General features: G+C 58.5%; 20 protein-coding genes, 1 tRNA gene and 1 riboswitch. Of the genes, 10 read left to right on the top strand and 11 right to left on the bottom strand.

Annotation, left to right across the window (positions count from 1 at the left end; all coding sequences use genetic code 11):
• Positions 1-248: 248 nt before the first annotated feature.
• From CTATCC11996_RS00730 to CTATCC11996_RS00720, 3 genes are read left to right on the top strand one after another with little or no spacing between them, the layout of a single operon-like run.
• Entirely contained in the window at positions 249-1,265 is a 1,017-nt protein-coding gene (locus tag CTATCC11996_RS00730; protein ID WP_003071933.1) for a glycosyltransferase family 2 protein, read from the top strand.
• Positions 1,262-2,200, top strand: a complete 939-nt coding sequence (locus tag CTATCC11996_RS00725) for a lysylphosphatidylglycerol synthase transmembrane domain-containing protein (RefSeq protein ID WP_003071932.1) — start codon at positions 1,262-1,264, stop codon at positions 2,198-2,200. The genes CTATCC11996_RS00730 and CTATCC11996_RS00725 overlap by 4 nt, the downstream gene beginning before the upstream one ends.
• Before the next feature lie 37 nt (positions 2,201-2,237).
• Entirely contained in the window at positions 2,238-3,188 is a 951-nt protein-coding gene (locus CTATCC11996_RS00720) for a WaaS/CpsH family glycosyltransferase (RefSeq protein ID WP_003071930.1), read from the top strand.
• On the opposite strand, the gene CTATCC11996_RS24710 is transcribed toward CTATCC11996_RS00720, so the two are convergent.
• Positions 3,183-4,472 carry an O-antigen ligase family protein gene (locus tag CTATCC11996_RS24710; RefSeq protein WP_138983830.1) on the bottom strand — a complete coding sequence of 430 codons (1,290 nt, stop codon included), beginning with the start codon at positions 4,470-4,472 and terminating at the stop codon, positions 3,183-3,185. The genes CTATCC11996_RS00720 and CTATCC11996_RS24710 overlap by 6 nt on opposite strands.
• On the opposite strand from CTATCC11996_RS24710, the gene CTATCC11996_RS00715 reads away from it, so the two are divergent.
• Entirely contained in the window at positions 4,467-5,195 is a 729-nt protein-coding gene (locus CTATCC11996_RS00715) for a glycosyltransferase family 25 protein (protein WP_034347913.1), read from the top strand. The genes CTATCC11996_RS24710 and CTATCC11996_RS00715 overlap by 6 nt on opposite strands.
• 78 nt (positions 5,196-5,273) lie before the next feature.
• Here CTATCC11996_RS00715 and CTATCC11996_RS00710 read toward each other — a convergent pair whose 3' ends face one another.
• A complete protein-coding gene (locus CTATCC11996_RS00710) occupies positions 5,274-6,401 on the bottom strand; it encodes a glycosyltransferase (protein ID WP_003071924.1) in 1,128 nt (375 codons plus the stop codon).
• Positions 6,402-6,465: 64 nt separating this feature from the next.
• Between CTATCC11996_RS00710 and CTATCC11996_RS00705 the strand changes: the two genes are divergently transcribed.
• Entirely contained in the window at positions 6,466-7,431 is a 966-nt protein-coding gene (locus tag CTATCC11996_RS00705; protein ID WP_172590521.1) for a glycosyltransferase family 32 protein, read from the top strand.
• A gap of 45 nt (positions 7,432-7,476) precedes the next feature.
• Here the strand turns inward: CTATCC11996_RS00705 and CTATCC11996_RS00700 are convergent, their stop codons facing one another.
• The 4 genes from CTATCC11996_RS00700 to radA all read right to left on the bottom strand — a co-directional run bounded on the left by CTATCC11996_RS00700 (position 7,477) and on the right by radA (position 10,866).
• Entirely contained in the window at positions 7,477-7,686 is a 210-nt protein-coding gene (locus CTATCC11996_RS00700; RefSeq protein ID WP_003059801.1) for a zinc-finger domain-containing protein, read from the bottom strand.
• Positions 7,687-7,827: 141 nt separating this feature from the next.
• On the bottom strand, positions 7,828-8,766 hold the full coding sequence (locus CTATCC11996_RS00695) for a branched-chain amino acid transaminase (RefSeq protein WP_003071915.1): 939 nt from the start codon (positions 8,764-8,766) through the stop codon (positions 7,828-7,830).
• A 99-nt stretch (positions 8,767-8,865) separates the two neighbouring features.
• Positions 8,866-9,300 carry a hypothetical protein gene (locus tag CTATCC11996_RS00690; RefSeq protein WP_003071909.1) on the bottom strand — a complete coding sequence of 145 codons (435 nt, stop codon included), beginning with the start codon at positions 9,298-9,300 and terminating at the stop codon, positions 8,866-8,868.
• A 180-nt stretch (positions 9,301-9,480) separates the two neighbouring features.
• Positions 9,481-10,866 carry a DNA repair protein RadA gene (gene radA, locus CTATCC11996_RS00685; RefSeq protein WP_003071907.1) on the bottom strand — a complete coding sequence of 462 codons (1,386 nt, stop codon included), beginning with the start codon at positions 10,864-10,866 and terminating at the stop codon, positions 9,481-9,483.
• A 182-nt stretch (positions 10,867-11,048) separates the two neighbouring features.
• Here radA and CTATCC11996_RS00680 point away from each other — a divergent pair.
• Positions 11,049-11,125, top strand: a tRNA-Met gene (locus CTATCC11996_RS00680).
• A gap of 209 nt (positions 11,126-11,334) precedes the next feature.
• Here CTATCC11996_RS00680 and CTATCC11996_RS00675 read toward each other — a convergent pair.
• Positions 11,335-12,642 (bottom strand): Glu/Leu/Phe/Val family dehydrogenase, encoded by a 1,308-nt coding sequence (locus tag CTATCC11996_RS00675; RefSeq protein ID WP_034347912.1) that lies wholly within the window; start codon positions 12,640-12,642, stop codon positions 11,335-11,337.
• A gap of 209 nt (positions 12,643-12,851) precedes the next feature.
• On the opposite strand from CTATCC11996_RS00675, the gene CTATCC11996_RS00670 reads away from it, so the two are divergent.
• Both CTATCC11996_RS00670 and CTATCC11996_RS00665 read left to right on the top strand, forming a co-directional pair.
• Complete coding sequence (locus CTATCC11996_RS00670; RefSeq protein WP_003071903.1) at positions 12,852-13,775, top strand: fumarylacetoacetate hydrolase family protein; 924 nt, start codon at positions 12,852-12,854, stop codon at positions 13,773-13,775.
• Between the two features lie 199 nt (positions 13,776-13,974).
• Positions 13,975-14,496 carry a nuclear transport factor 2 family protein gene (locus tag CTATCC11996_RS00665; protein WP_114863638.1) on the top strand — a complete coding sequence of 174 codons (522 nt, stop codon included), beginning with the start codon at positions 13,975-13,977 and terminating at the stop codon, positions 14,494-14,496.
• Positions 14,497-14,512: 16 nt separating this feature from the next.
• Here the strand turns inward: CTATCC11996_RS00665 and CTATCC11996_RS00660 are convergent, their stop codons facing one another.
• Together CTATCC11996_RS00660 and CTATCC11996_RS00655 are read right to left on the bottom strand one after the other, a co-directional pair.
• Positions 14,513-15,364, bottom strand: coding sequence for a PPK2 family polyphosphate kinase (locus tag CTATCC11996_RS00660; protein ID WP_042437821.1), 852 nt, complete (start codon positions 15,362-15,364; stop codon positions 14,513-14,515).
• 393 nt (positions 15,365-15,757) lie between these two features.
• On the bottom strand, positions 15,758-16,669 hold the full coding sequence (locus CTATCC11996_RS00655; protein WP_003071898.1) for a LysR family transcriptional regulator: 912 nt from the start codon (positions 16,667-16,669) through the stop codon (positions 15,758-15,760).
• A 93-nt stretch (positions 16,670-16,762) separates the two neighbouring features.
• On the opposite strand from CTATCC11996_RS00655, the gene CTATCC11996_RS00650 reads away from it, so the two are divergent.
• Positions 16,763-17,266 (top strand): PACE efflux transporter, encoded by a 504-nt coding sequence (locus CTATCC11996_RS00650; protein WP_003071896.1) that lies wholly within the window; start codon positions 16,763-16,765, stop codon positions 17,264-17,266.
• A gap of 105 nt (positions 17,267-17,371) precedes the next feature.
• Here CTATCC11996_RS00650 and gltS read toward each other — a convergent pair whose 3' ends face one another.
• Complete coding sequence (gene gltS / locus CTATCC11996_RS00645) at positions 17,372-18,610, bottom strand: sodium/glutamate symporter (RefSeq protein WP_003071894.1); 1,239 nt, start codon at positions 18,608-18,610, stop codon at positions 17,372-17,374.
• Between the two features lie 420 nt (positions 18,611-19,030).
• Positions 19,031-19,140, top strand: a riboswitch (S-adenosyl-L-homocysteine riboswitch).
• Between the two features lie 36 nt (positions 19,141-19,176).
• On the opposite strand from gltS, the gene metH reads away from it, so the two are divergent.
• On the top strand, positions 19,177-21,936 hold the full coding sequence (gene metH, locus CTATCC11996_RS00640) for a methionine synthase (RefSeq protein WP_003071892.1): 2,760 nt from the start codon (positions 19,177-19,179) through the stop codon (positions 21,934-21,936).
• A 76-nt stretch (positions 21,937-22,012) separates the two neighbouring features.
• On the opposite strand, the gene CTATCC11996_RS00635 is transcribed toward metH, so the two are convergent.
• A complete protein-coding gene (locus tag CTATCC11996_RS00635; protein WP_003071890.1) occupies positions 22,013-22,705 on the bottom strand; it encodes a GntR family transcriptional regulator in 693 nt (230 codons plus the stop codon).
• Between the last annotated feature and the right edge of the window lie 4 nt (positions 22,706-22,709).

The following is a 22,709-nucleotide window of genomic DNA, read 5'->3' as shown; positions in this document are numbered from 1 at the left end:
TGCGGGACAGGATATGGGCGCACACCAAAAGGGCCAGCCATATCCATGGCTTGGCATACAGGGCTTGCTGCCAGTCAGGGCGAATAGAAGTTGAGGAGTTTGATGCCATAGGATTTGGCGGGTGCACATGTTTTGATAGTGCGCACTTACGATTGCGCTTGGCTTTGCAGGCCAAACAATGGGCCTGGCGCAAATGGCACATGGGGTATTCAGTTAGTATAGGTGACTGTTATCCCCAATCATTCAGCATGACGTCCGTGCACGATTCAAACCCCGAAGTCTCCATCGTTGTTCCTGTATATAACGAGTTCGATAATCTGCCCGATCTGGTGGCCCGCATTGACGAGGCCATGCGCACCCAGGCACTGAGTTACGAGCTGATTGCAGTGGACGATGGCTCGACGGATGGCAGTGCCAGGCGTCTGCGCGAGCTGGCCGAACAGCATCCCTGGGTGCGTGCCGTCTGTCTGGTGCGCAACTACGGCCAGTCCAGTGCCCTGCAAGCCGGTTTCGACCGGGTGCGCGGCCGTTATGTGGTCACGCTGGATGCCGACCTGCAAAACGAACCCGGCGATATTCCGCTGCTGCTGGAGCGCCTGGAAAGCGACCCCGACGTGGACATGATCTCGGGCTGGCGCAAGAATCGCCAGGACAAGGCGCTGTCGCGCCGCCTGCCTTCGGTGCTGGCCAACCGCCTGATCTCCAAATTCACCAATGTGCAGCTGCACGACTATGGCTGTGCATTGAAGGCCTATCGCCGCGAAATCATTGACCGCATCCGCCTGTACGGCGAGATGCACCGTTTCATCCCCTCACTGGCGCGTGATGCCGGTGCGCGCATCACGGAGATTCCGGTGCGTCACCATGCGCGTACGCGCGGTGTCTCCAAGTACGGCATAGATCGTACTTTTCGGGTGATTCTGGATCTGATTTTCATTGTCTTTTTCATGCGCTTTCGCCAGCGCCCGCTGCATGCCTTCGGCGGCATGGGGCTGTGGATGGCTACGCCTGGCGTGTTGATTCTGCTGTGGCTGCTGGCGCAAAAGATCATGGGCGAAGCGATTGGAGGCCGCCCTCTGTTGATGGCTGGGGTCATGCTGGTGCTGATGGGCATGCAGTTCATCGCTGCGGGCCTGATCGGCGAGCTGCTGACGCGTATCTATTACGAGTCGGGCAGCGGCTTTCAGTACCACGCTAAGGATTACGGCGCTGTGGAAACTGCGCCTGAACCGCAAGCCTCGGAAGCGATGCTCGGCACATCGTGAACAAGGGCCGCAAAGCATTTGCCAAGGGCATGCTGGGCCTGGCATTGCTGGGCGCTGTCATCTATCTCGCCAATCCCGTGCAGGTCTGGGGGCGCTTGCAGCAGGCAAATCCCTGGTGGTTGCTGGCGGGCTTTGGGTTTGCCATTGCCTCCAACGCAGTATCCGCTTGGCGCTGGAGGGCCATGGCTGTTTGGCTGGGGGTCGAGATGCCGATGGCCTCAGCCATGCGCTGGTATTTCCAGGCCATTGGCCTAAATGTGCTGCTGCCAGGGGCGGTCGTCGGCGGCGATGTCTACCGGGCTTTGGCTATGCAAAAGACCGGACAGTCCAAATCAGCAAGCAGCCTGTCGGTGATTCTGGATCGGCTCAGCGGTCTCTGGATGTTGTGCGCCATTGGAGGCTGGGGCGCCGTGGCTTGTGCAGCCACCTTGGCGCCATGGCTGCATTTGGACGTGACGCTTTTCAGGACAGCTTTGCTGCTTATCACCTTGCTGTGGCTGCTGTTGCCATGGGGTCTGCTGAAGGCTGTACATCTGGAATGGGTCAAGCTGCCGGGAGCTTGGCTGGCCCCCTTGCAAGACGCGGTGCAAAGGGCCGATTTCATACCTCAACTATGGTTGCAGGGTTTGAGCTCGGCCATGGTGCAACTGCTGTCGGCCGCTGCGCTGGCCTGTGGTGCGCTGGCCCTGGGTCTGTGGCAGCCACTGTCCGTGTGGGCTTTTGCGATTGCCCCGATTTTCCTGATGGCGGCGTTGCCGGTCAGTGTGGGTGGCTGGGGAACGCGGGAAACCGCGGCGGTTGCTGCACTGGCTCCGTTTGGCGTGCCCGCTACCTTGGCTGTTGGCGTAGGCCTGCTCTATGGCGTTTTTGCCTTGGCTCAGGGCGCGCTGGGTGCGTTGGCCCTTGGACTTCCTGCCAAGTCCATGAATCAATAATAAAGACTGACTTCTGTCGTATTAATAAGTTTCAAATATGCTGCATATAATTACCGATGAAGATAATACATTGGCTGGATTTATTTTGCAACCTTTGCATGAAATAAATGGAGTTAATGTAATTCAATTTTCAAAGAAGAAAAAAAGTTTTTTTGGGAAAATAATTAGATATTTTGAGGCTAAGTTTTTTTTACTGGGTCAAGGAATTAGTCTTTCAAAAGAAATACAAGAATCAATCGGAAAAATTTCAAAAGATGACAGTGTTTTATTCTTTGACATTGATTATATTAGAGATCTTCAGGTAATTTCAAAAGCCTTGCCGCCTGTAAGAAGGAAAAGCATTTTTTTGTGGAATCCATTAAAAACGCATGATGGAAAGGATTGGAAGGTTCAGCGAAATCTAAATATCCTGAGAAATCTTTTTGACGACGTTTTTACGTTCGACTCATCGGATGCTAATAATCACTCATTAAGGTACGCAGTGCAGCCGTTTGTGGACCTCAATATCTCAAGTTCTGAAAAGGATATCGATATTTATTTTATTGGGTCCGATAAAGGTCGCTTAAAACAATTAATTGAAATTAAGAAGCGTGCTGAGAATGAAGGGTTGATTTGTCATTTCCATGTCACACCGAGCAAGAGGATTAATTATTCTCAGGAGGAGTCTAAATATTTAAGTCATCATGAAATATCGTATGAAGATAATATAAAAAAAGCTGCACGGTCCAAGTGTTTGGTGGAAATTGTTCAAAATAACCAAACTGGACCTACGATGAGATCGATGGAGGCAGCTTTTTTAGGGTGTAAATTGATTACCAACAGGAGATCTGCTAAGAATGATATTTTTTATCACTCCAATAATGTATTGATATTCGAAGATGTCAAAGAGATGCAGCTTGCATCTTTTTTGAATTCAGAGATGCGTGATTTCAATAAAGAGGTTAAGGCTGCGCACGAAGTTAGAAATTGGTGGAAACAGTTTTTATGAAATGGTAGATTTTTTTGTTATTAATTTTGGCATGGCAAATGAATACATTAATGGGATGCAAAGAAGAAAAAACTGATATTCTCGTCTTACATATAAAGGTGAATTAATAAAACTATCTATAAATAGTATGGCAACTAGGGAGACTAGTGCTCCTCCGTGTTTTTTGTCTTTCATACCCGTGCGAGATAGATAAAACATGATTGCTAGATATAAAATAACCCCAGGAAATCCAAGTTCTATCCAAAACATCAAATATTGATTGTGAGGGTGGTACTTTGCACTTTCATTGCACCATACTTCAGGAACTGTGGTGCACCAGCGCTGTGGGTAGCTCCCAATACCCCATCCAAAGATGGGCCTCTGAGAAACAATATTTAAACTTTGGTCCCACATATAAATTCTAGCGCCAATGCTGGTGAGGTCAGGAACCTTGTCGTTTTTGATGGAGTCCACAGCATTGGTTGCCTCTGTCATGGCCAACCGCACGCGCTGTGATGCATGATCGGAGCTATAGATTGCCAGTGAGACTACTCCTGCTAATCCGATGAGGACAAGCCATTTCAGCTTCGATTGAATAGCCCATAGTGCATATGCCCCAAGAGATACAGTGAGAAGCACGTATCCTGTTCTGCCAATAGATAAGAATAGAATCGCATGTGTTCCCAGTAGTGCAGCAATTATAAAAAATATTTTTTGATGTTGTTTTGTGCTTTTTATAAATGAATCTATTGCTAATATAACAAAAAGACAGGTGAAAAGGTTTTGTGTGATGTAGTCTCCAACTACAGTCTGGTCATTACCCCATCCTTTGGTGGTTGTATTTGACCACGGTAAATTCCAGAAGATATTTAAATGCATTGATACTATAATTAATAGTACTGATATGAAGTATGCACGTACGGAGTAATTTCTTAATCTGGTATCCGTCATTGCTCCGACTGCAAGAACTGAAAAGAAATATTTATAGTATCGGCTAATGGAGTCTGCTACACTGGTAGCTCCATTTCCAGGAATTTCTTTGATATGTAAAATGCAAAGACTTAAGAACAATAAAATTAAAATAACCAGTGGATCTTTGATTAAAGATTTTAAATCTGGATTTTTAAAATTATTTATTAACCATAGTAAAAGACCCATGCCAATCAGTGCAATGCCTTGATTAAGTTTCCAAGGGAATAGAAAATATCCTAATGTGATTAATATCAGGTATGTGTTTTCTATACTCTTTAGGGTAAAATTTCTTATACGCATTGCTCTGTCTTTTATTGAGGATTTCTTATGCAAGAAAAACCAATTCTATATATTAATTTGTCGAAAGATAAAATAAGGCGAGCTAACATGGAAGCCGAATTTCTTCGGCTGAACCTGAATGCCCAACGGCTGGAGGCTGTATGGTGGGCGGATCTTCCTGCTGAAAAAATGCGAGATCTGTATAGCATAGCACTGAACAAAAAACAGTACTACAAGCCTCTCTCTAATGGAGAGAAGGGGTGCTATGGCAGTCATATCGAGGCATGGAAGATTTTGCTTGCAAGCGAGGCTCCAGCGCTTGTGGTATTGGAAGATGATATTTGCTTGAAAGATGATTTCTCGAAAATTTTGAAATCGATAGATTCTGTTGATATCGAGTGGGATATGATTAAACTGATAGGAAGAGAAGGCAATGAAAAGATCGGTAGTTCTGTTTATTTAACAGATGGCTATGAAATTGTTGATTATAAAAAAGTTCCAAGCTGTACAACAGGGTATATCATTAGTAGAACTGGTGCAGAGAAATTGATCCGCTCCAGAATACCTTTTGGCCGGCCGGTTGATATAGATTTGAGATTCTGGTGGGAGAATGATCTGAAAATATTTGGAGTTCATCCTGCTGCAATTATTCTGGCTGATTCAAGTGCTGATAGCAGTATATGGACTGTCAGAAATAAAAATACTTGGATTGAAAGAATTAAAAAATTCAGAATGAAATTTCATTTGGAATTGAAAAATTTCTTCAAAAAATTATGATAAATATTTTAGAGTTGCACGCATGTTGATTTTGTTTTTTGCTTTTTCAATGGTTTTGTGAAATCCATTCTTCCGGCATTAGCTTCGTAATAATTCTTGATATTGCTGCCACATATGCTCGCGCCCATAGTGATTTAGGGCATGGTCGCGTGCCGCTCGGCCGAGATTTTGTGCAAGCTCCGGGTTATCCAATAGCTTCTTCAGAGCCTGGGCCAGGGCCTCGGGGTCTGATTCCCGCACCCGCAGGCCGTTCACCTCGGGTGTCACCACTTCCCGAGCGCCGATCACATCGGAGACGACACAGGCGCAGCCTGCGGCCATGCCCTCCACCAGCGCCAGAGGCATGCCTTCCCAATGCGTAGCCAGAACAAAGATCTGCGTTCTCGACAGCCGCTGGGGCAGGTCCGAGACATTGCCCAGGAAGCGAACCTGCTGCTCAAGTCCCAGTTCAGCCACCAGCCTCTCGGCTCTGGCCCTGAGTGAGCTCTTGCCCGCGCCGGCCAGATAGAGTGTGGGCGTCAGGCCGCGTTGCCTGAGAGCGGCCATGGCCCTGATCAGCGTGTCGTGATCTTTTTGGCGCGCAAAGCGTGAGGCCATGTAAATCGCGGGCTCGCGCTCCTGCCAGAGCGAGGGCATGGCCTCCTGGGGAAAGCGCGTCAGGTCGATGCCGTTGCAGATGGCAATGCATTTTTCAGCCGGGAAACCCCGCTCGACCAGGCTGGTCCTGACGCCTTCGGAGACGCCGATATGGGCCTGGGTGAACGGCTCCAGCGCCAGGGCCTGGCGCAGCCGACGCGGCGTGTAGCGCTCACGCGAGTTGTGCTCCACATGAAAGACATGCGCCACGCCTTCGGCCGCCGCAGCGCGCCGGCCCCAGATATGGTCGCTGAAACCATGAGCGAACAACGCATCGGGCCTGAATCCGCGAATGATCTTGCGCAGTTCCCAGACGGTGAGTGCATGCAGCCAGTTGGACACCACGATGATCTGAAGACCTTGCTGGCGCAGTGCGTCAATCTTGTGTTCATCCGTGCTGGGCTTGCGGCGCAGCACCAGCAGAACCTCATAGCCGGGCGTGCGCTGCGCGGCCAGGCTCAGGTCCACCGCGACCTGGGTGGCACCGGAGAATCCTCCGGTCACGAAGTGAAGAATGCGGACCGGTGTTGTGCCCTCGGTACAGGGCTTGGCAAAGGAGTATGAATTCATCGTTCTGATGGACAATCTGCACGAATCATTTTGTCTTTATTGTTTCTTATTATTTATCGGTACCATGACCCGGATTCCTGCCCATTTGTTCAAAAGCGCATTAAAGCTGGTTCAGCCCCGCACGCTGAAATCTTCGGCAAGTTACGGCGGTGCGGCACCGTTGGTTGTCGATGGCGAGGTGCTGGGTTCGGCGCCGATATTGGCCGCGCCGCAGAGTGCCGCGATTCCCAAGAAGCTGTGGACCTACTGGAACCACCCTCAGCCTGATTCGTTTGTGCGCGAATGCATCCAGAGCTGGCATTTGCAGTGTCCGGATTATGAGGTATGCCTTGTGCATCCAGGCAACCTGGCTCAGTACGTGCAGCAAGGGGCTTTGCCTGCACGGTTCCTTGAGTTGCATCCCACCAAGCAGTCCGACTGGCTGCGCCTGTACCTCGTGGCCCTGCACGGGGGCTTCTGGCTGGATGCCAGTACCTTGCTGACACGCTCGCTGAGCTGGATGCAGGCAGCTGCCGACTCCAGGACGGAGTTTGTAGGCTTCTATCTTGAAAAATTCACCACCAATGTGCAGACGCCTGTCATTGAAAGCTGGGCATTTGGCGCTTTGGCGGGCTCTGATTTCATCGTCGCCTGGCAGCGGGAATTCCATCAGGCCTTGATTGTCGAGGGAACCGAGGCCTATCTGCAGCGGCTTCAGGCCCGGTCAGACTGGGCCGGTATCCGGCAGAACATCGGTGACCCCCATTACCTGCTGATCCATATCACGGCGCAGCAGGTGCTGCGCCAAAGACAGTATTCACGCATGGCATTGTTCAAGGCCGAGGACTCGGCCTATTACTATCACCATGCTTTGCGCTGGAAATGGTATTTGCTGTATCCCCAGCTGTGCCGGGTCCAGGGGCCGAAGATCAGTGCTCCCATCGTCAAGCTCAGGGGTGGGGAGAGGCGGCATTTCACGGAAATGTTCAAGGCTCACGGCGGGGCAGTGCCAGGCAGCACCTGGCATCGGGCTCTCAATCCCGAAGCATAAAAAAGAGGCTCCTAATGGGAGCCTTTTTCATGAGGGGTGGTTGCTTCAATGCCCGCCAGCAAACACCTCACCGGCCTTTAGGCGGTAAGTCGTGCCGCAATAAGGGCATTTGGCGTCGCCGGTCTTGGCCACATCCAGGTAGACCTTGGGGTGGCTGTTCCACAGCTTCATATCGGCCTTGGGGCTGGGGCAGAACACACCACCCTGGGCGTTCAGGTCTTTGGCGGCCAGTTCGACGACGGCATTCGTGGTCATTTCTCGTGTCTTTCGTGTTTTCAAAAATGAAGCATGGCCGGCAATGCTGGCGCATCTGAGATCAGATGCCCCGAGCAAGGGCCGTCCCGCAGCGGCGGTGCTGTCCCCCGGGGGGGAAGCGGAAAAGCCGCTCAGGGGGATTCACACTCTGGTGAGCCAGTGTGCGTATTTGGGGTTGCGGCCGTTGACGATGTCAAAGTAGGCCGCCTGGATTTTCTCGGTAATCGGTCCACGGCTGCCTTCGCCGATCTGCACGCGGTCCACTTCACGGATGGGAGTGACTTCTGCGGCGGTACCGGTGAAGAACAGCTCGTCCGAGATATACAGCTCATCGCGGGTGATGCGCTTTTGCACCACTTCCAGGCCCAGGTCCTTGCAGATGTGCAGCACGGTGTTGCGCGTGATGCCGTTGAGTGCGCCGGCGGACAGGTCGGGGGTGTAGATCACGCCGTCCTTGATCACAAAGATGTTCTCGCCCGATCCTTCGGAGACAAAGCCCGAGGCGTCCAGCAGGATGGCCTCGTCATAGCCGTCGTCCAGAGCCTCGGTATTGGCCAGGATGGAGTTGGTGTAGTTGCTCACCGCCTTGGCCTGGCTCATGGTGATGTTCACATGGTGGCGGGTGAAGCTGGAAATCTTGGTGCGGATGCCGCGCTGCATGCCTTCCTCGCCCAGATAGGCGCCCCAGGCCCAGGCAGCCACCATCAGGTGGATGGTATTGCCCTTGGGCGAGACACCCAGCTTGCGGTCGCCGATCCAGGTCAGCGGGCGCAGATAGCAGGATTTGAGGCCATTGGCCTTGACCACCTCGACCTGGGCCTGGTTGACCTGCTCCTGGCTGAACGGGATCTGCATGCGCAGGATCTTGGCGCTGTTGAACAGGCGCTTGGTGTGCTCTTCGAGGCGGAAGATGGCTGTGCCCTGTGCGGTTTCATAGGCGCGCACGCCTTCAAAGGCGCCGCAGCCATAGTGCAGCGTATGGGTCAGCACGTGGATCTTGGCATCGCGCCATTCCACCAGCTGGCCATCCATCCAGATCTTGCCGTCGCGGTCGGACATCGAGGGAACAACAGGGCTCATAAAACCATCCTCTATGGGTTGTGTGTTCGGCGGGCGCTGCTGCCGGGTCGGCGGCAGCGCTTGTCTCCTGAAGCTGCCATTTTAGGGGGAGGTCGGCGCCTATGTCCGGTCTGTTGCTTGTACGTCAGCCGCCGTGTCTTCCTTTTGCTCGGGACGCTGCAGCTCCCACTTCATGAGACGGCCGGCGACAAACTCGCAGGTCACATGGGACTGGGTACCGTCGGTCCAGCGGTAGATTTCGGGGCTCTGGCCTTCTTCGGACAGGCGCTGGCCCAGGGAGCGGGTCATGGCCACCACATGGACCAGCGGAGCCTTGGGCTTGAGCTTGGCATTGAGCATCACGGCGCTGCCCACATAGCCGATAGGCCGGTCCGACGCCTTCTTCATGATGGTCATCAGGCGCGTGAAGTGCAGTAGCACCCACATGATGATGCCGCCTGCCACAGCCGCCACGCCGGGCCAGCCCGCAGAGTTGTAGGCCGCGATCACCAGCACGATCAAGCCCAGGGGAACCAAAATATTGCGCAAATTCATGGGCTTATTGTCATACGAGGGTGTGGGTTTGAGGTTGCGGACAGTGCGTATGCCCGCACGGGCCGCTGTGATCAAGGAGTTTTTAAAAACAGTAGCTGCAGGCGTATATCAATCAACGATTTCATATCATTTATGAGCTGATATCGTTAACTAATAGGCGCAAGCAGCTATCAAAATACATCAACCAATGCCGCGCACGATGTTGATGGCCTCATCCACGCGCTCCACGGCATGGATGGTCAGGCCGGCGATGGGCTTCTTGGGGGCATTGGCCTTGGGGACCACGGCGACGGTGAATCCCAGCTTTGCGGCCTCCTTGAGTCGCTCCTGGCCGCGCGGTGCAGGGCGCACCTCACCGGCCAGACCAACCTCGCCAAACGCGATAAAGCCCTTGGGCAGCGACTTGCCACGCAGACTGGAAGTGATTGCCAACATCACCGACAGGTCAGCCGCAGGCTCATTGATGCGCACGCCGCCCACGGCGTTGACGAAGACATCCTGGTCGGCGCAGGCCACGCCTGCATGGCGGTTGAGCACCGCCAGCAGCATAGCCAGCCGGTCGCGGTCCAGGCCGACGGAGAGACGGCGCGCAGCCGGGCCGCCCTGGTCCACCAGCGCCTGGATTTCCACCAGCATGGGGCGCGTGCCCTCCAGCGTCACCAGCACGCAGCTGCCGGGCACGGGCTCGCTGTGCTGGCTCAGAAAGATGGCGCTGGGGTTGGTCACGCCCTTGAGGCCTTTTTCCGTCATCGCGAAAACGCCGATCTCGTTGACGGCACCGAAGCGGTTCTTGATGGCGCGCACCAGTCGGAAGTTGCTGTGCGTGTCGCCTTCGAAGTAGAGCACCGTGTCCACCATGTGCTCGAGCACGCGCGGGCCGGCCAGCGCGCCGTCCTTGGTCACATGGCCCACCAAAATGATGGTGATGCCCGTGGTCTTGGCCGCGCGCGTCAGATGGGCCGCGCATTCGCGCACCTGGGCCACGGAGCCCGGAGCCGAGGAGAGCTGGTCCGAATACACCGTCTGGATCGAGTCGATGACCACCACGGCAGGCTGGGTGGCCTCCACGGTGGCGAGGATTTTCTCGAGCTGGATCTCGGCCAGCACATTGACCTGGCTGTTGTCCAGCCCCAGCCGGCGCGAACGCAGCGCCACCTGGGCGCCACTTTCCTCGCCGGTCACATAGAGCGTGGGCAGGCCAATACGATGCAATGCATCCATGGCTTGCAAAAGAAGTGTGGACTTACCTATTCCGGGGTCGCCGCCGATCAGCACCACGCCGCCTTCCACCACGCCGCCGCCGAGCACGCGGTCCAGCTCCTCGATGCCACTGGGGGTGCGCGCCACATCCTGGGCCTCGATGGCCGACAGCGGGGTGACGGGCTGGGCATTGGCCAGACCTGCATAGCCCTGAGGTTGGCTCAGGCGATTCTTGCCGCCCGAGGCGGAGTCGGCCACGGTCTCGACCAGGGTGTTCCAGGCGCCGCAGCCCGGGCATTTGCCCAGCCAGCGCGGGCTGGTGCCGCCACAGGCGTTGCAGGTGAAAGTGGTTTTCTCTTTGGCCATGGGCGGCAACTATACCGACTGGCCCGGGTGGCAATTGCTGCCGCCAATGCGGAGCGGGCGACAAATTTCAGAGCCAGTAACCATAAAAAAGCGCGTGTTTATATAACTGCTCCGCATGACAGGCCGATTTAGGCTACAATTGCGCCTATCAACACAGCGACTGCTGTTGAGAAACAAATTACCGCGCGATGGAGCAGTCTGGTAGCTCGTTGGGCTCATAACCCAAAGGTCGGAGGTTCAAATCCTTCTCGCGCAACCAATAAAAAAGCCTTCTGGAAACAGAAGGCTTTTTCGTTGTGCTCGCGCCTGAAACAGGCACATCCCGACAAAGAGTTGCCGAGCAAGAGCCGCCTCGCGGCCCCGGCGAAGCCGCCGACCCCTCTCTTGGCGCGAAGCGCGTAGAGAGGGGCGCCCGGCCAGGGGCGTCCCTCTCGGGAGAAGGCGCGCGCGTAGCGCCTCAAGGGGTTCTTATGGATACAGGCCGCGTGCCTCGCGGGCGTGGAGAATGCGCTTGCAGGCCACGATGAAGGTGGCGGTGCGCAGTGTCACCTTGTGCTCCTGGGCCACGGCCCAGACGCCGGCAAAGGCTTCCTGCATGATGCGCACCAGACGGGCGTTGATCTCGTCTTCGGTCCAGAAGAAGCTGGAGAAATCCTGCACCCACTCGAAGTAGCTCACGGTCACGCCGCCGGCATTGGCAATCACGTCGGGCAGAACCAGCACGCCTTTTTCGCTGAGGATGTCGTCGGCCTCAGGAGTGGTGGGGCCGTTGGCCCCCTCGATCACCAGCTTGGCCTTGATCTGGCCGGCGTTTTCCTTGGTGATCTGGCCTTCCAGCGCGGCGGGAATCAGGATGTCGCAATCCACGCCCCAGAAGGCGGCCGCATCCATGGCCTCGGCGCCGGCAAAGCCACCCACACCGCCGGTATTGCCCACATGCTCGAGCAATGCCGTCACATCCAGGCCATTGGCGTTCTGAATGGTGCCCGTATGGTCCTGCACGGCCACGACCTTGGCGCCGGCATCGGCAAACAGCTTGCCCGCCGTGCCACCCACGTTACCGAAGCCCTGCACGGCCACGCGTGCGCCCTGCACATTCAGGCCGGTGAGCTTGGCGGCTTCCACACCCACGGTGAACACGCCGCGGCCCGTGGCCTCGACGCGACCCAGCGAACCGCCCAGGTCCACGGGCTTGCCCGTGACCACGCCGGTGGCCGTGGCGCCCGTGTTCATGGAGTAGGTGTCCATCATCCAGGCCATGACCTGACCGTTGGTGTTCACGTCAGGTGCCGGAATGTCCTTGGTGGGGCCGATCAGCAGACCGATTTCGCTGGTGTAGCGGCGTGTCAGGCGCTCCAGCTCGGCCTTGGACAGCTGGCGCGGATCGACACGGATGCCGCCCTTGGCGCCGCCGTAGGGCACGTTCACGGCTGCATTCTTGATGCTCATCCAGGCCGAGAGGGCCATCACTTCAGACAGAGTCACATCCTGGTGGAAGCGCACACCGCCCTTGCCGGGACCGCGGCTCAGGTTGTGCTGCACGCGGTAGCCCTCAAAGTGAGCGATACGGCCGTCGTCCATCTCGATGGGGACATCGACGATCAGGATGCGCTTGGGGCGCTTGAGCGTTTCCACCCAGCGGGCCAGCGAGCCCAGGTAGGGGGTGACACGGTCGACCTGTTGCAGATAAATGCCCCAGGGACCGAGATGATCAGAGTTGAGGTAGGAGGGCAGAGCATGCGCTGTGGACAGCGCTGAAGAGTCTTTGGCTTGCATGATGTAGGCCTGGTTGACTGAGTGGAGCAAGGTCGTTGTAAGCCCTTGCTGTCCGGGATTCACAGTGTGCGCGCGCCGAATTTTCCTGTCCAAGGCTTCTTGTTTGAGATGCTATGCATTTTGTGCATAACCATCTGAAAGCCGCTCTGGATGTGGGCCAAGCACTGAATTGGTGACATGGGGACCGGAAATTTGCCATCATTGCCGTCATGTCTGAAAACAATGATTGCAAAAGCGGCTGGTGCGGCCCGGCACCGTTTGCCAATACCCCGCCCATCGGGCTGGCTCCCGAGCTGCAGACGCAGGATGAGGTGCTGCCCGACTGGAAGACGTTGTGGCCCGAATTGCCCGAGGACAGCTATGCCACGGCCGATGCGCTGTGGTGGTCGCGCAAACTGGGCACGGCCCAGGCTCTGGGTGCTGACGTGGCAGCGCTGATGCGCGATGCCGCCGATGCCCGTGCCGTGCAAAGCGCGCTGGCGCGTACCTGGAACTGGTGGCCCGCCGATCGCGCGCCGCGTTACTGGAAGTCCGGCGGCCCGGGCCGCAACGCCGCGCTGCTGCATGTGCCGCTGCCCGAGGACGGCATTCGCCAGGGATTGAACCCGGTGCCTGCGCCCGATACCGTCTTCAATCTGCGCTGTGCCGAGGCCGAGATCGCCCTGCGCATAGGCCGGGATGTGAGCGCCGAGCAGGCCGCAGTCCTCGATTACGACAGCGCGCTGGCGCTGGTGGATGCCGCCTGCGTGGCCGTGGAATGGGTGGACGTGCGCTGGCGCGACGGCCTCAAGGCCCCGGCCCTGGCCTTGCTGGCCGACGGCCAATGCCATGGCGGACTGGCACTGGGCGAGTGGCAGAGCGCGTCCGTCATCGCCGGCCGCGACTGGGCGCGGCAGCTGTGCACGGTGGCTGTGAACGGTGGTCCGCCGCAGCGCTTTACCGGCACGCACAGCCTGGGCGATCCGGCCTGGCTGCTGGTGGACTGGCTGCAGCATGTGACACGCGAATACGGCAGCGTGCCTGCCGGCACCGTGGTGACCACAGGAACCTGGTGCGGCTGCATGCCGTTGGCGCAGGGCGATCGTTTTGCGATCCGTTTTGAAGGATTGGGCGAGCTGGCCTGGCAGTTCTGAGGATTTGAAGTCCTGATTTGATAGCTGCATACCTATATCAATAATGGGCTTTATGCCAATTTCATTTAAATTTTCAGCGCCATACTGTGAACAAGCCCCGGTTTTGAAAAGCAGGAAATTCCGGGGGCGTGAACCGGGCAAAGAACTCTCCAATCAGGCGCTTGAGCAGCGTTTGTCCACGCAGAGGGAGTTCAAAAAAGTGAGTGATACCAACATGGCAGCAGTGCTGTCCAGACTGGAGCAGGCCGAGGCGCGCCTGGCCATCATGGATCTGGAAGCCGAATATGCGCGAGCCTGGGATGCGGGTGACGCCGCGGGCTGGGCCGCAGTGTTTACGGAAGACGGAGTGTTTGACCTAGCCGCTGTGGGCGCCGGTCCAAGACTGGTGCATAAGGGGCGGCAAGAGCTGGTGGCTTTCTGCACCCAGGTCGATGCCTTCTACAAAGGCCTGCATTTCATGCATTTGCCGCGTCTGCAAATTGAGGGCGATACCGCGCAAGGCCGTGTACATTTTCAGTGGCAGGGTCTGTTCAACACCTCAGCCCAATACTTTGGCCAGCGCACGGTGGTTGGCTATTACGACGTGAGCTATCAGCGTGTCCATGGCCGCTGGTTGATGAAGCACAGGCTGGAAAAAGCCGTTAGCGGCCAGACTACCGAGCATTACGACGTGTACCAGCAGGCGGCTCTGTCCAGCTTGTCGGCAGCGCAGCCTGCTTGAATGAAGTACTGAAGTCTTACTTCACCTTGATCTTGTCCAGCGCTGGCACGCCCGGCGGGTAGCGCAGCTCCAGATTGGTCAGCACCTCGCGCAGCACGGTGGCGATCATCAGATTGCGGTGGGTCTTGGAGTTGGCGGGCACGATGGTCCAGGGCGCCCAGGGCGTGTGCGTGGCGCCCAGCAACTGGCCGTAGGCCTGCTGGTAGTCGTCCCACTGGGCGCGCACCTTGAGGTCGTTCTCGTCGAACTTCCAGTGCTTGCACGGGTCGTCCAGACGCTCTTGCAGGCGTTGGCGCTGCTCGTCCTTGCCGATATGCAGCATGAACTTGACGATGACCGTGCCCGTCTCGCTGAGCATGCGCTCGAAGTCGTTGATCTGCGCATAGCGCTGGGTCTGCTGCTCGGGCGTGAGCCAGCCGTTGACCACGGGCACCAGCACATCCTCGTACTGGCTGCGGTTGAAGAGCACGATCTCGCCCGCACCCGGCATCTGCTGGTGAATGCGCCATAGATAGTCATGCGCTTTCTCGGTTTCGGTGGGCGCCTTCCAGCCCACGGTGCGCACACCCAGCGGCGACATGCGGCCGAAGACCGCACGCAGCGTGCCGTCCTTGCCTGCGGCATCCATGCCCTGCAGGATGACCAGCAGCTTGAAACGCCGGTCGGCATAGAAGATGTTCTGCAGCCCGTCCAGTGCCTCGGCCAGCTGACTCACGCTGTCCTTGTCATATTGCTTGCCCTTGCTGAAGGAGAAGGGCTTGGCGGTCGGGTCGAACTTCTGCAGATCCACTGTGGGCCGAGGGTGCCCGGTGGTCGCACGACTGTCGCGTGGCTGGCCCGGTTGCCAGGGCTGCCATAGCCTGCGCAGCGCCTTGTCCTTGGTCTCGAAGGGGTAGACATGGGCGGCAGCGGAGGGCGCAGGAAGTTCCGGTGCCTTCGCTGCAGCCTTGCTCAAGGTTTTGGCTGCAGGTTTTGTGATGGTGGCTGGCTGCGGCGCAGATGACTTGGCTGTCTTGGCGGCTTTGGCCGATGCGCTGGTCGGAAACGGCAGGCGTTTGCGTGTCGGCTGGCGGTCCGGCTCGGTGGTCGCAGCAGGCGATGTGGCGGGGGCGGCTTTGGCGGGCTGACGGGGCATGTATTGAAACTCCTGTGCAGTGCAAATTGATTCGCTATGGAATGACTAGCGGCTGGCGCTTGTACATTCTGCTCCTTAAGCGTTTTTGGCTTCAAGGCCAGATGTTGGAGGCAAGCCCATGGAGGCTCAGCGCTCGCGCAGCAGTTGCACAAAGCGCCTGGCTGCCAGACCCTGGGCACGCTCCTTGGACCAGACCCAGTCCACGAACAAGGTCGTGCCGTTGCTGATATTGAGCACTGGAACCTCCATCAGCGCGCCGCTGCCGATATGCGACTCCACCAGGCCCTTGGGCAGCCAGCCCCAGGCCAGACCTGCACCTATCAGCGAAAGCGCTGCCTGGTGGCTGTCCGTGCGCCAGAGCTGGCGTGCAAACACAAAGCGCGGGTCGGTCTGCTGCGGGTCGCGGCTGGCCACCAGCACCTGACGCGTGGCTGCCAGCTGCTCCACCGTGAGCTGCGGCCGTGTGGTGCGGCCCTGCTCATGCTCGGCCAGCGCCTGCTGCCAGAGCTCGAACTGCGGCGACATCACGGCCACCAGCGTCTCGCGGCCCATTTCCTGGAAGCCCTCGCGCCCGTCCATGGCGGGTCGCTCGAATACCAGGGCCAGATGGGCGCGGCCCGCATGCAAAAGCTCCAGCGCATCTGCCTGTGGAGCTGCCAGCACCTCAATCGGCAGCGCGGGAAACTCGTGCACCAGCCGGTTCAGCGGTTCGCTCCAGTGCGTGGCCAGTAGTTCGGGGGCGATGGCCAGCGTCAGCCTTTCCTCCAGACCGGCATGCAGCGCCTGAGCCTGCCAGTTCAGCAACTGCAACTGCTCGGCCAGCAGGCGCGCCTGCGGCTCGAGCGCGCGGGCGGCGGCGCTGGGCACGGGCTCGCGCCCGCGGCGGTCGAACAGTTGCAGGTCCAGCTCTGCTTCCAGCTGGGCAATGGCCATGCTGACGGCCGAGGGCACGCGCCCGAGCTTGCGTGCAGCCGCCGAGAAAGAGCCGGCATCGAGCACGGCAAGAAACAGTGGAACCTGGTCGGCGCTAAAGGGCATGGCGTTGATCTGTCAGAAAAATTGAAAGGAACTGACTTTTATCTTCAATTTACAGAACATACACTGCAGCCCATGTCTCAACAAGCCTCAGCGATGGCATCCGCTTCTTCCTCTGCCGTTTCTCTCAAAAATACCGCCGCTTTTGCCACCCCCGCCAAGGCCAAGGGCCTTCAAGGACCCAAACGTCGCATCCTCTACGTGGGGCTGTATGAAGCCATCGCCATCATCGTCTCCAGCCTGATCTTCATGGCCATCGGCCAGAAGGCCGGCGATTCCGGCGTCATGGCCGTGGCTGCCTCGGTGATCGCGATCTGCTGGAATCTGAGCTTCAACCACCTGTTCGAAAAATGGGAATCGCGCCAGAGCGTCAAGGGCCGTTCCCTGATGCGCCGCGTGGTGCATGCCATCGGTTTCGAAGGCGGTATCGCCGCCATGCTGATCCCGCTGATGGCTTGGTGGTTCGGCATCTCATTGTGGGAAGCTGCAGTGATGGAAGCCGGTCTGCTGGTGTTCTTCATGGTCTACACCTTTGCCTTCAACTGGGCCTTTGACCGCATCTTCGGCTTGCCGGCTTCGGCCCAGGCCGTGGCTGTATGATCTGAGCCGCACAAGCCTCTGACGCTTGCCCTGAAAGCGCAAGCAACCATGAAAAAAAGCGTGTTCCCGTCTACCGGGAACACGCTTTTTTGCCTTATGCAGCGGTCAGCGAAGAATGCTGAGCATGGCCTGCAGCACAAAGGCGTTGATGATGTCGATGAAGAAGGCGCCGACCAGGGGCACGATCAGAAAGGCCTTGTGCGACGGGCCGTACTGGTTGGTGATGGCCTGCATATTGGCAACGGCCGTGGGTGTGGCGCCCATGCCGAAGCCGCAGTGGCCGGCGGCCAGCACGGCGGCGTCATAGTTCTTGCCCATGATGCGGAAGGTCACGAACGCCGCATACAGCGTCATGACGATGGCTTGTGCGGCCAGGATGACCATCAGCGGGCCGGCCAGGTCTGTCAGCTCCCACAGCTTGAGCGACAGCAGCGCAATGGCCAGATAGATGGACAGCGCGGCATTGCCGAAGACGTCGATGGCGCGGTCAAAGACCTTGAAGCCGAACATATAGTCCAGCACGTTGCGGATGACCACGCCGCCCCCCAGCGCCCAGACAAAGGTAGGCAGCTGGATGACCGTTCCCATGGTCAGGCCGGTCATGAATTCGGCAAAGGCCAGGCAGCCCGCGAAGAGGGCCAGTGTCTCCACCGCCGCATCCGCCGTGATCAGGCGCGGCGCCTTGTTGGGCGACTCGAAGTTGGCGACCTCGCTGCCTTCGCTCACGGTGGGTGCATCGGCGCGCAGCTGCTCGGACTCGGTCAGCGGCTGGGCCAGTTGGTGGCGCGTGATCAGCCGCTTGGCCAGCGGGCCGCCCACCAGGCCGCCGATGACCAGACCGAAAGTGGCGCAGGCAATGCCCAGGGTGGTGGCTCCGGTGAGACCGTATTGGTTTTCCAGCACCGAGCCCCAGGCTCCTGCCGTCCCGTGGCCGCCCACCAGCGTGATGGAGCCTGCGACCAGGCCGATCAGCGGATCCAGTCCCAGCACGGTGGCCAGGCTTACGCCCACGATGTTCTGCATCATGATGAAGACGGCAATCACACCCAGGAAAATGAACAGCGCCGAGCCGCCCTCACGCAGCTTGGCGAAGTTCGCACTCAGGCCGATGGACGAGAAGAACACCAGCATGAAAGCCGACTGCAGACTGCCCTCGAAGCTCAGCGCCAGTCCCGTGGTCTGATGCAGCATGAAGATGATGGCCGCCACGACCAGGCCGCCGGAGACAGGCTCGGGAATATTGAAGTCGCGCAGAAAGCGGATATGTCTTGTCATGAGCTTGCCAAGCATGAGCACAAGCACGGCCATGATGAGGGTGTAGTACGCGCCGAAGGTCACGTTCATGAAGATCTCCTGGGTGGTTCCATGCAACGGCCGAAGGGCCTGCCCTGTCATGGCTGGCAATCGGCGGTACATGGCTGAGCACATGGACCAGACATTTGCTGTCGATGGTGCCAAAGACTCAAAGATAGGGGCTGTAGGTGCTTGTCCACTCATGGCAAGCGGACCCGTCGGTGCCGGGCTGCCTCAGAGCAGGAAAGCTGTGCGCGCCATTCCTTGCGGATGTGCACCATGTCAGGAATATGCTTGAAATGAGATGGCTGCATTCGTGTTTTGCGAAATTACCTTTTGCCTTGCTCCTGTTTTTGGGGTGTGGAAAGTCCAATCTGCTATAGCCATTCACAAAGAGCCGTGCCTGCACGGCCACGGGGCAAAGCGCCTTGAAGCCCTGATTGCCCGCCCTCGCCGTAGAATGACGGGCTTCACCCCGAGGAGCGCTGCAGCAGGTCATCCCTGAGATGTTTGACCCGTCAGGCTCGGGGTCGCAGATCCGGTTGGCGATCTGCCTGCACTCCCAACGGCGCTCACCTGTTTTCGATTCTGTTTCTGGTTTTCACACAGGTGAGCTGATGTCCGTTGCTACCCCTTCCACTGCCATTCCTCCCATGCGCCTGTCGGGCCTGGAGCCCGTCTTCATCGGCGATGAGACGCTGTTCGTCAACGTGGGCGAGCGCACCAACGTCACCGGCTCCAAGGCCTTTGCGCGCCTGATCCTGAATGAGCAGTACGAGGAAGCGCTGGCCGTGGCGCGTCAGCAGGTGGAAAACGGCGCCCAGGTGATCGATGTGAACATGGACGAGGCCATGCTGGACAGCAAGGCCGCCATGGTGCGCTTTCTGAATCTGATTGCCTCCGAGCCCGATATCGCCAAGGTGCCGGTGATGGTGGACAGCTCCAAGTGGGACGTGATCGAAGCCGGCCTGCGCTGCCTGCAGGGCAAGGGCATCGTCAACTCGATCTCCATGAAGGAGGGCGTCGAGGAGTTCAAGAAGCACGCCAAGCTGGTCAAGCGCTATGGCGCGGCCGCCGTGGTGATGGCATTTGACGAAAAAGGCCAGGCCGACACCTTTGCTCGCAAGATCGAGATCTGCGAACGTGCCTACCGCATTCTGGTCGACGAAGTGGGCTTCCCGCCTGAGGACATCATCTTCGACCCCAACATCTTTGCCGTGGCCACCGGCATCGAAGAGCACAACAACTACGGCGTAGATTTCATCGAGGCCGTGCGCTGGATCAAGCAGAACCTGCCCGGAGCGAAGGTCTCGGGCGGCGTCTCCAACGTGAGCTTCTCCTTCCGCGGCAACGACCCCGTGCGCGAGGCCATCCACACCGTGTTCCTCTATCACGCGATTGGCGCAGGCATGGACATGGGCATCGTCAATGCCGGCATGGTCGGTGTGTACGACGATCTGGAGCCCCAGCTGCGCGAACGCGTGGAGGACGTGGTGCTCAACCGCCGCCCCGATGCGGCCGAGCGTCTGCTGGAGATCGCCGACAGCGCCAAGGGCGCGGCCAAGGACGACAGCAAGAAGCTCGAGTGGCGCGGCACGTCCGAGGCACCGAAGACCGTGGGCGAGCGTCTGTCGCATGCCTTGGTGCACGGCATCACCGACTTCATCACCGAAGACACCGAAGAGGCCTACCAGCAGATCGTGGTGCAGGGCGGAGGCCGCCCGCTGCACGTGATCGAAGGCCCGCTCATGGACGGCATGAATATCGTCGGCGACCTGTTCGGCGCCGGCAAGATGTTCCTGCCCCAGGTGGTCAAGTCCGCGCGCGTGATGAAGCAGGCCGTGGCCCATCTGGTGCCCTATATCGAGGAAGAGAAGCGCCAGCAGGAAGCAGCGGGCCTGGACGTGACCAGCAAGGGCAAGATTGTCATTGCCACCGTCAAGGGTGACGTGCACGACATCGGCAAGAACATCGTCACAGTGGTCCTGCAGTGCAACAACTTCGAGGTCATCAACATGGGCGTGATGGTGCCCTGCCACGAGATCCTGGCCAGGGCCAAGGCCGAGGGCGCGGACATCATCGGCCTGTCGGGCCTGATCACTCCCAGTCTCGAGGAGATGCAGTATGTGGCCGGCGAGATGGACAAGGACGACTACTTCCGCATCAAGAAGATTCCGCTGCTGATCGGCGGCGCGACCTGCTCGCGCGTGCATACGGCGGTGAAGATTGCACCCAAGTACGACGGCCCCGTGGTCTATGTGCCCGACGCCTCGCGCTCGGTCAGTGTGGCGCAGAGCCTGCTGGGCGACGGCAAGCAAGCCTATCTGGACGAGCTGAGCGCCGACTACGACAAGGTGCGTACCCAGCATGCCAACAAGAAGAAGACGCCGCTGTGGACGCTGGAGCAGGCCCGCGCCAATGCCGCCGTGGTGAGCCATGCCCCCGTGGTGCCGCGCACCCTGGGCCGCCGCGTCTTCAAGAACTTCGACCTGGCCGAAATTGCCCAGTACATCGACTGGGGCCCGTTCTTTCAGACCTGGGATCTGGCGGGTCCCTACCCGGCCATCCTCGACGATGAGGTCGTGGGCGTGGAGGCGCGCAAGGTGCTCGCCGATGCCAAGCTCATGCTGCAGAAGATCATCGACGGCCGCTGGCTGCAGGCCAATGGCGTGATGGGCCTGTTCCCGGCCAATCGCGTGGGCGACGACATCGTGTTCTACACCGACGAATCGCGCAGCCAGGTGCTGACCACCTGGTACGGCATGCGCCAGCAGACCGAGAAGCAGGCCGTGGACGGCCCGGATGGACGGCCCGTGATGCGCCCCAGCCGCTGCCTGGCCGACTTTGTGGCCGCCAAGGAGTCGGGCATTGCCGACTATGCCGGCCTGTTTGCCGTGACTGCCGGCATCGGCGCCGAGAAGAAGGACAAGGAATTCGAAGCCGCGCTGGATGACTACAGCGGCATCATGTTCAAGGCCCTGGCCGACCGCCTGGCCGAAGCCTTTGCCGAATGCCTGCACCAGCGCGTGCGCAAGGATCTGTGGGGCTATGCCGAAGACGAGGACCTGAGCAACGAGGAACTCATCAAGGAAGCCTACAAGGGCATCCGCCCCGCGCCCGGCTACCCTGCCTGCCCCGATCACACGGCCAAGATCGACCTGTTCAAGGCGCTGCAGGCCGATGAGATCGGCATGACGCTGACCGAGAGCCTGGCCATGAACCCCGCATCCAGCGTGAGCGGCTTCTACATCGGCAATCCCGAGGCCAGCTACTTCAACGTGGGCCAGATCGGCGAAGACCAGCTCGCCGATATGGCCCAGCGACGTGCGATGGATATCGAGGAGCTGCGCCGTTATCTGGCGCCGAACCTGGGCTGAAATCGCTTCACGGGCATGTTCTGTGAATGAAAAAAGCCAGGGGCTACCCTGGCTTTTTTCGTTTGGAGTGCGTCGCTCAGAGGCGCTGCTTGAGCACGGGGGCGAGCGTGGCACGCAGCCGGTCGCCGGGCTCCTCGGTCTCGGTCGCGCGGATTTCCAGCGAGCGCTCCACCATGCCTATATGTTCCAGCAGCAGTGCCTTGGCACCCTCGGTGTCGCCGCGTTCCAGGGCGGCCACGATGCGTTCGTGCTCGGCGCAGGACTGGCTGGCGCTGTGCGTGGACTGATAGAGCGTGGCAGCCAGGGTGGTGCGTGCCGTCAGATCACGCAGCGTGTCGGCCAGCAGCCGGTGACCCATCTGTTCGGCCAGGCAGACATGGAAATCTGCAAGCAGGAAGGCGCGCGTGGCACTGTCCGCCCCGGCGATGGCTTTCTGCTCCTGGGCGATATGGCGGCGCAGCCTGGTGATGACGCGCTGCAGCGGCTTGCCGGCTTCCTGCAAGATGCCGGTCTCGATGATCCGCCGGGCAGAGAATGCGTCCATGGCCTCGGCCGCCGAGGGCTGGACCACGTACCAGCCCCTGCGGGCCTGGACCTGGACAAAGCCGCGGGCCTGCAGCTGCATCAGCGCTTCGCGCACCACGGTGCGGCTGACGTCGAAATTGTTGGCCAGCTCCTGCTCTCCCAACCGTTCGCCAGGTGCCAGCTTCTGGGCCAGGATGGCTTCGACGACGCGTTCCGCGATGTGTTGTGGAGAGGCAGGAGTCATTGCT

Source organism: Comamonas testosteroni ATCC 11996, from assembly GCF_000241525.1.
Classification (GTDB): domain Bacteria; phylum Pseudomonadota; class Gammaproteobacteria; order Burkholderiales; family Burkholderiaceae_C; genus Comamonas; species Comamonas testosteroni.
Note: the sequence above shows the minus strand (reverse complement) of the source record. Positions and strands in the feature narration are given on the sequence as shown.

Coding starts and splice junctions, on each gene's coding strand:
- CTATCC11996_RS00730 (WP_003071933.1), top strand. CDS start 249: ATGACGTCCGTGCACGATTCAAACCCCGAAGTCTCCATCGTTGTTCCT.
- CTATCC11996_RS00720 (WP_003071930.1), top strand. CDS start 2,238: ATGCTGCATATAATTACCGATGAAGATAATACATTGGCTGGATTTATT.
- CTATCC11996_RS00715 (WP_034347913.1), top strand. CDS start 4,467: ATGCAAGAAAAACCAATTCTATATATTAATTTGTCGAAAGATAAAATA.
- CTATCC11996_RS00710 (WP_003071924.1), bottom strand. CDS start 6,401: ATGAATTCATACTCCTTTGCCAAGCCCTGTACCGAGGGCACAACACCG.
- CTATCC11996_RS00705 (WP_172590521.1), top strand. CDS start 6,466: ATGACCCGGATTCCTGCCCATTTGTTCAAAAGCGCATTAAAGCTGGTT.
- CTATCC11996_RS00700 (WP_003059801.1), bottom strand. CDS start 7,686: ATGACCACGAATGCCGTCGTCGAACTGGCCGCCAAAGACCTGAACGCC.
- CTATCC11996_RS00695 (WP_003071915.1), bottom strand. CDS start 8,766: ATGAGCCCTGTTGTTCCCTCGATGTCCGACCGCGACGGCAAGATCTGG.
- CTATCC11996_RS00690 (WP_003071909.1), bottom strand. CDS start 9,300: ATGAATTTGCGCAATATTTTGGTTCCCCTGGGCTTGATCGTGCTGGTG.
- radA (WP_003071907.1), bottom strand. CDS start 10,866: ATGGCCAAAGAGAAAACCACTTTCACCTGCAACGCCTGTGGCGGCACC.
- CTATCC11996_RS00675 (WP_034347912.1), bottom strand. CDS start 12,642: ATGCAAGCCAAAGACTCTTCAGCGCTGTCCACAGCGCATGCTCTGCCC.
- CTATCC11996_RS00670 (WP_003071903.1), top strand. CDS start 12,852: ATGTCTGAAAACAATGATTGCAAAAGCGGCTGGTGCGGCCCGGCACCG.
- CTATCC11996_RS00655 (WP_003071898.1), bottom strand. CDS start 16,669: ATGCCCTTTAGCGCCGACCAGGTTCCACTGTTTCTTGCCGTGCTCGAT.
- CTATCC11996_RS00650 (WP_003071896.1), top strand. CDS start 16,763: ATGGCATCCGCTTCTTCCTCTGCCGTTTCTCTCAAAAATACCGCCGCT.
- gltS (WP_003071894.1), bottom strand. CDS start 18,610: ATGAACGTGACCTTCGGCGCGTACTACACCCTCATCATGGCCGTGCTT.
- metH (WP_003071892.1), top strand. CDS start 19,177: ATGTCCGTTGCTACCCCTTCCACTGCCATTCCTCCCATGCGCCTGTCG.
- CTATCC11996_RS00635 (WP_003071890.1), bottom strand. CDS start 22,705: ATGACTCCTGCCTCTCCACAACACATCGCGGAACGCGTCGTCGAAGCC.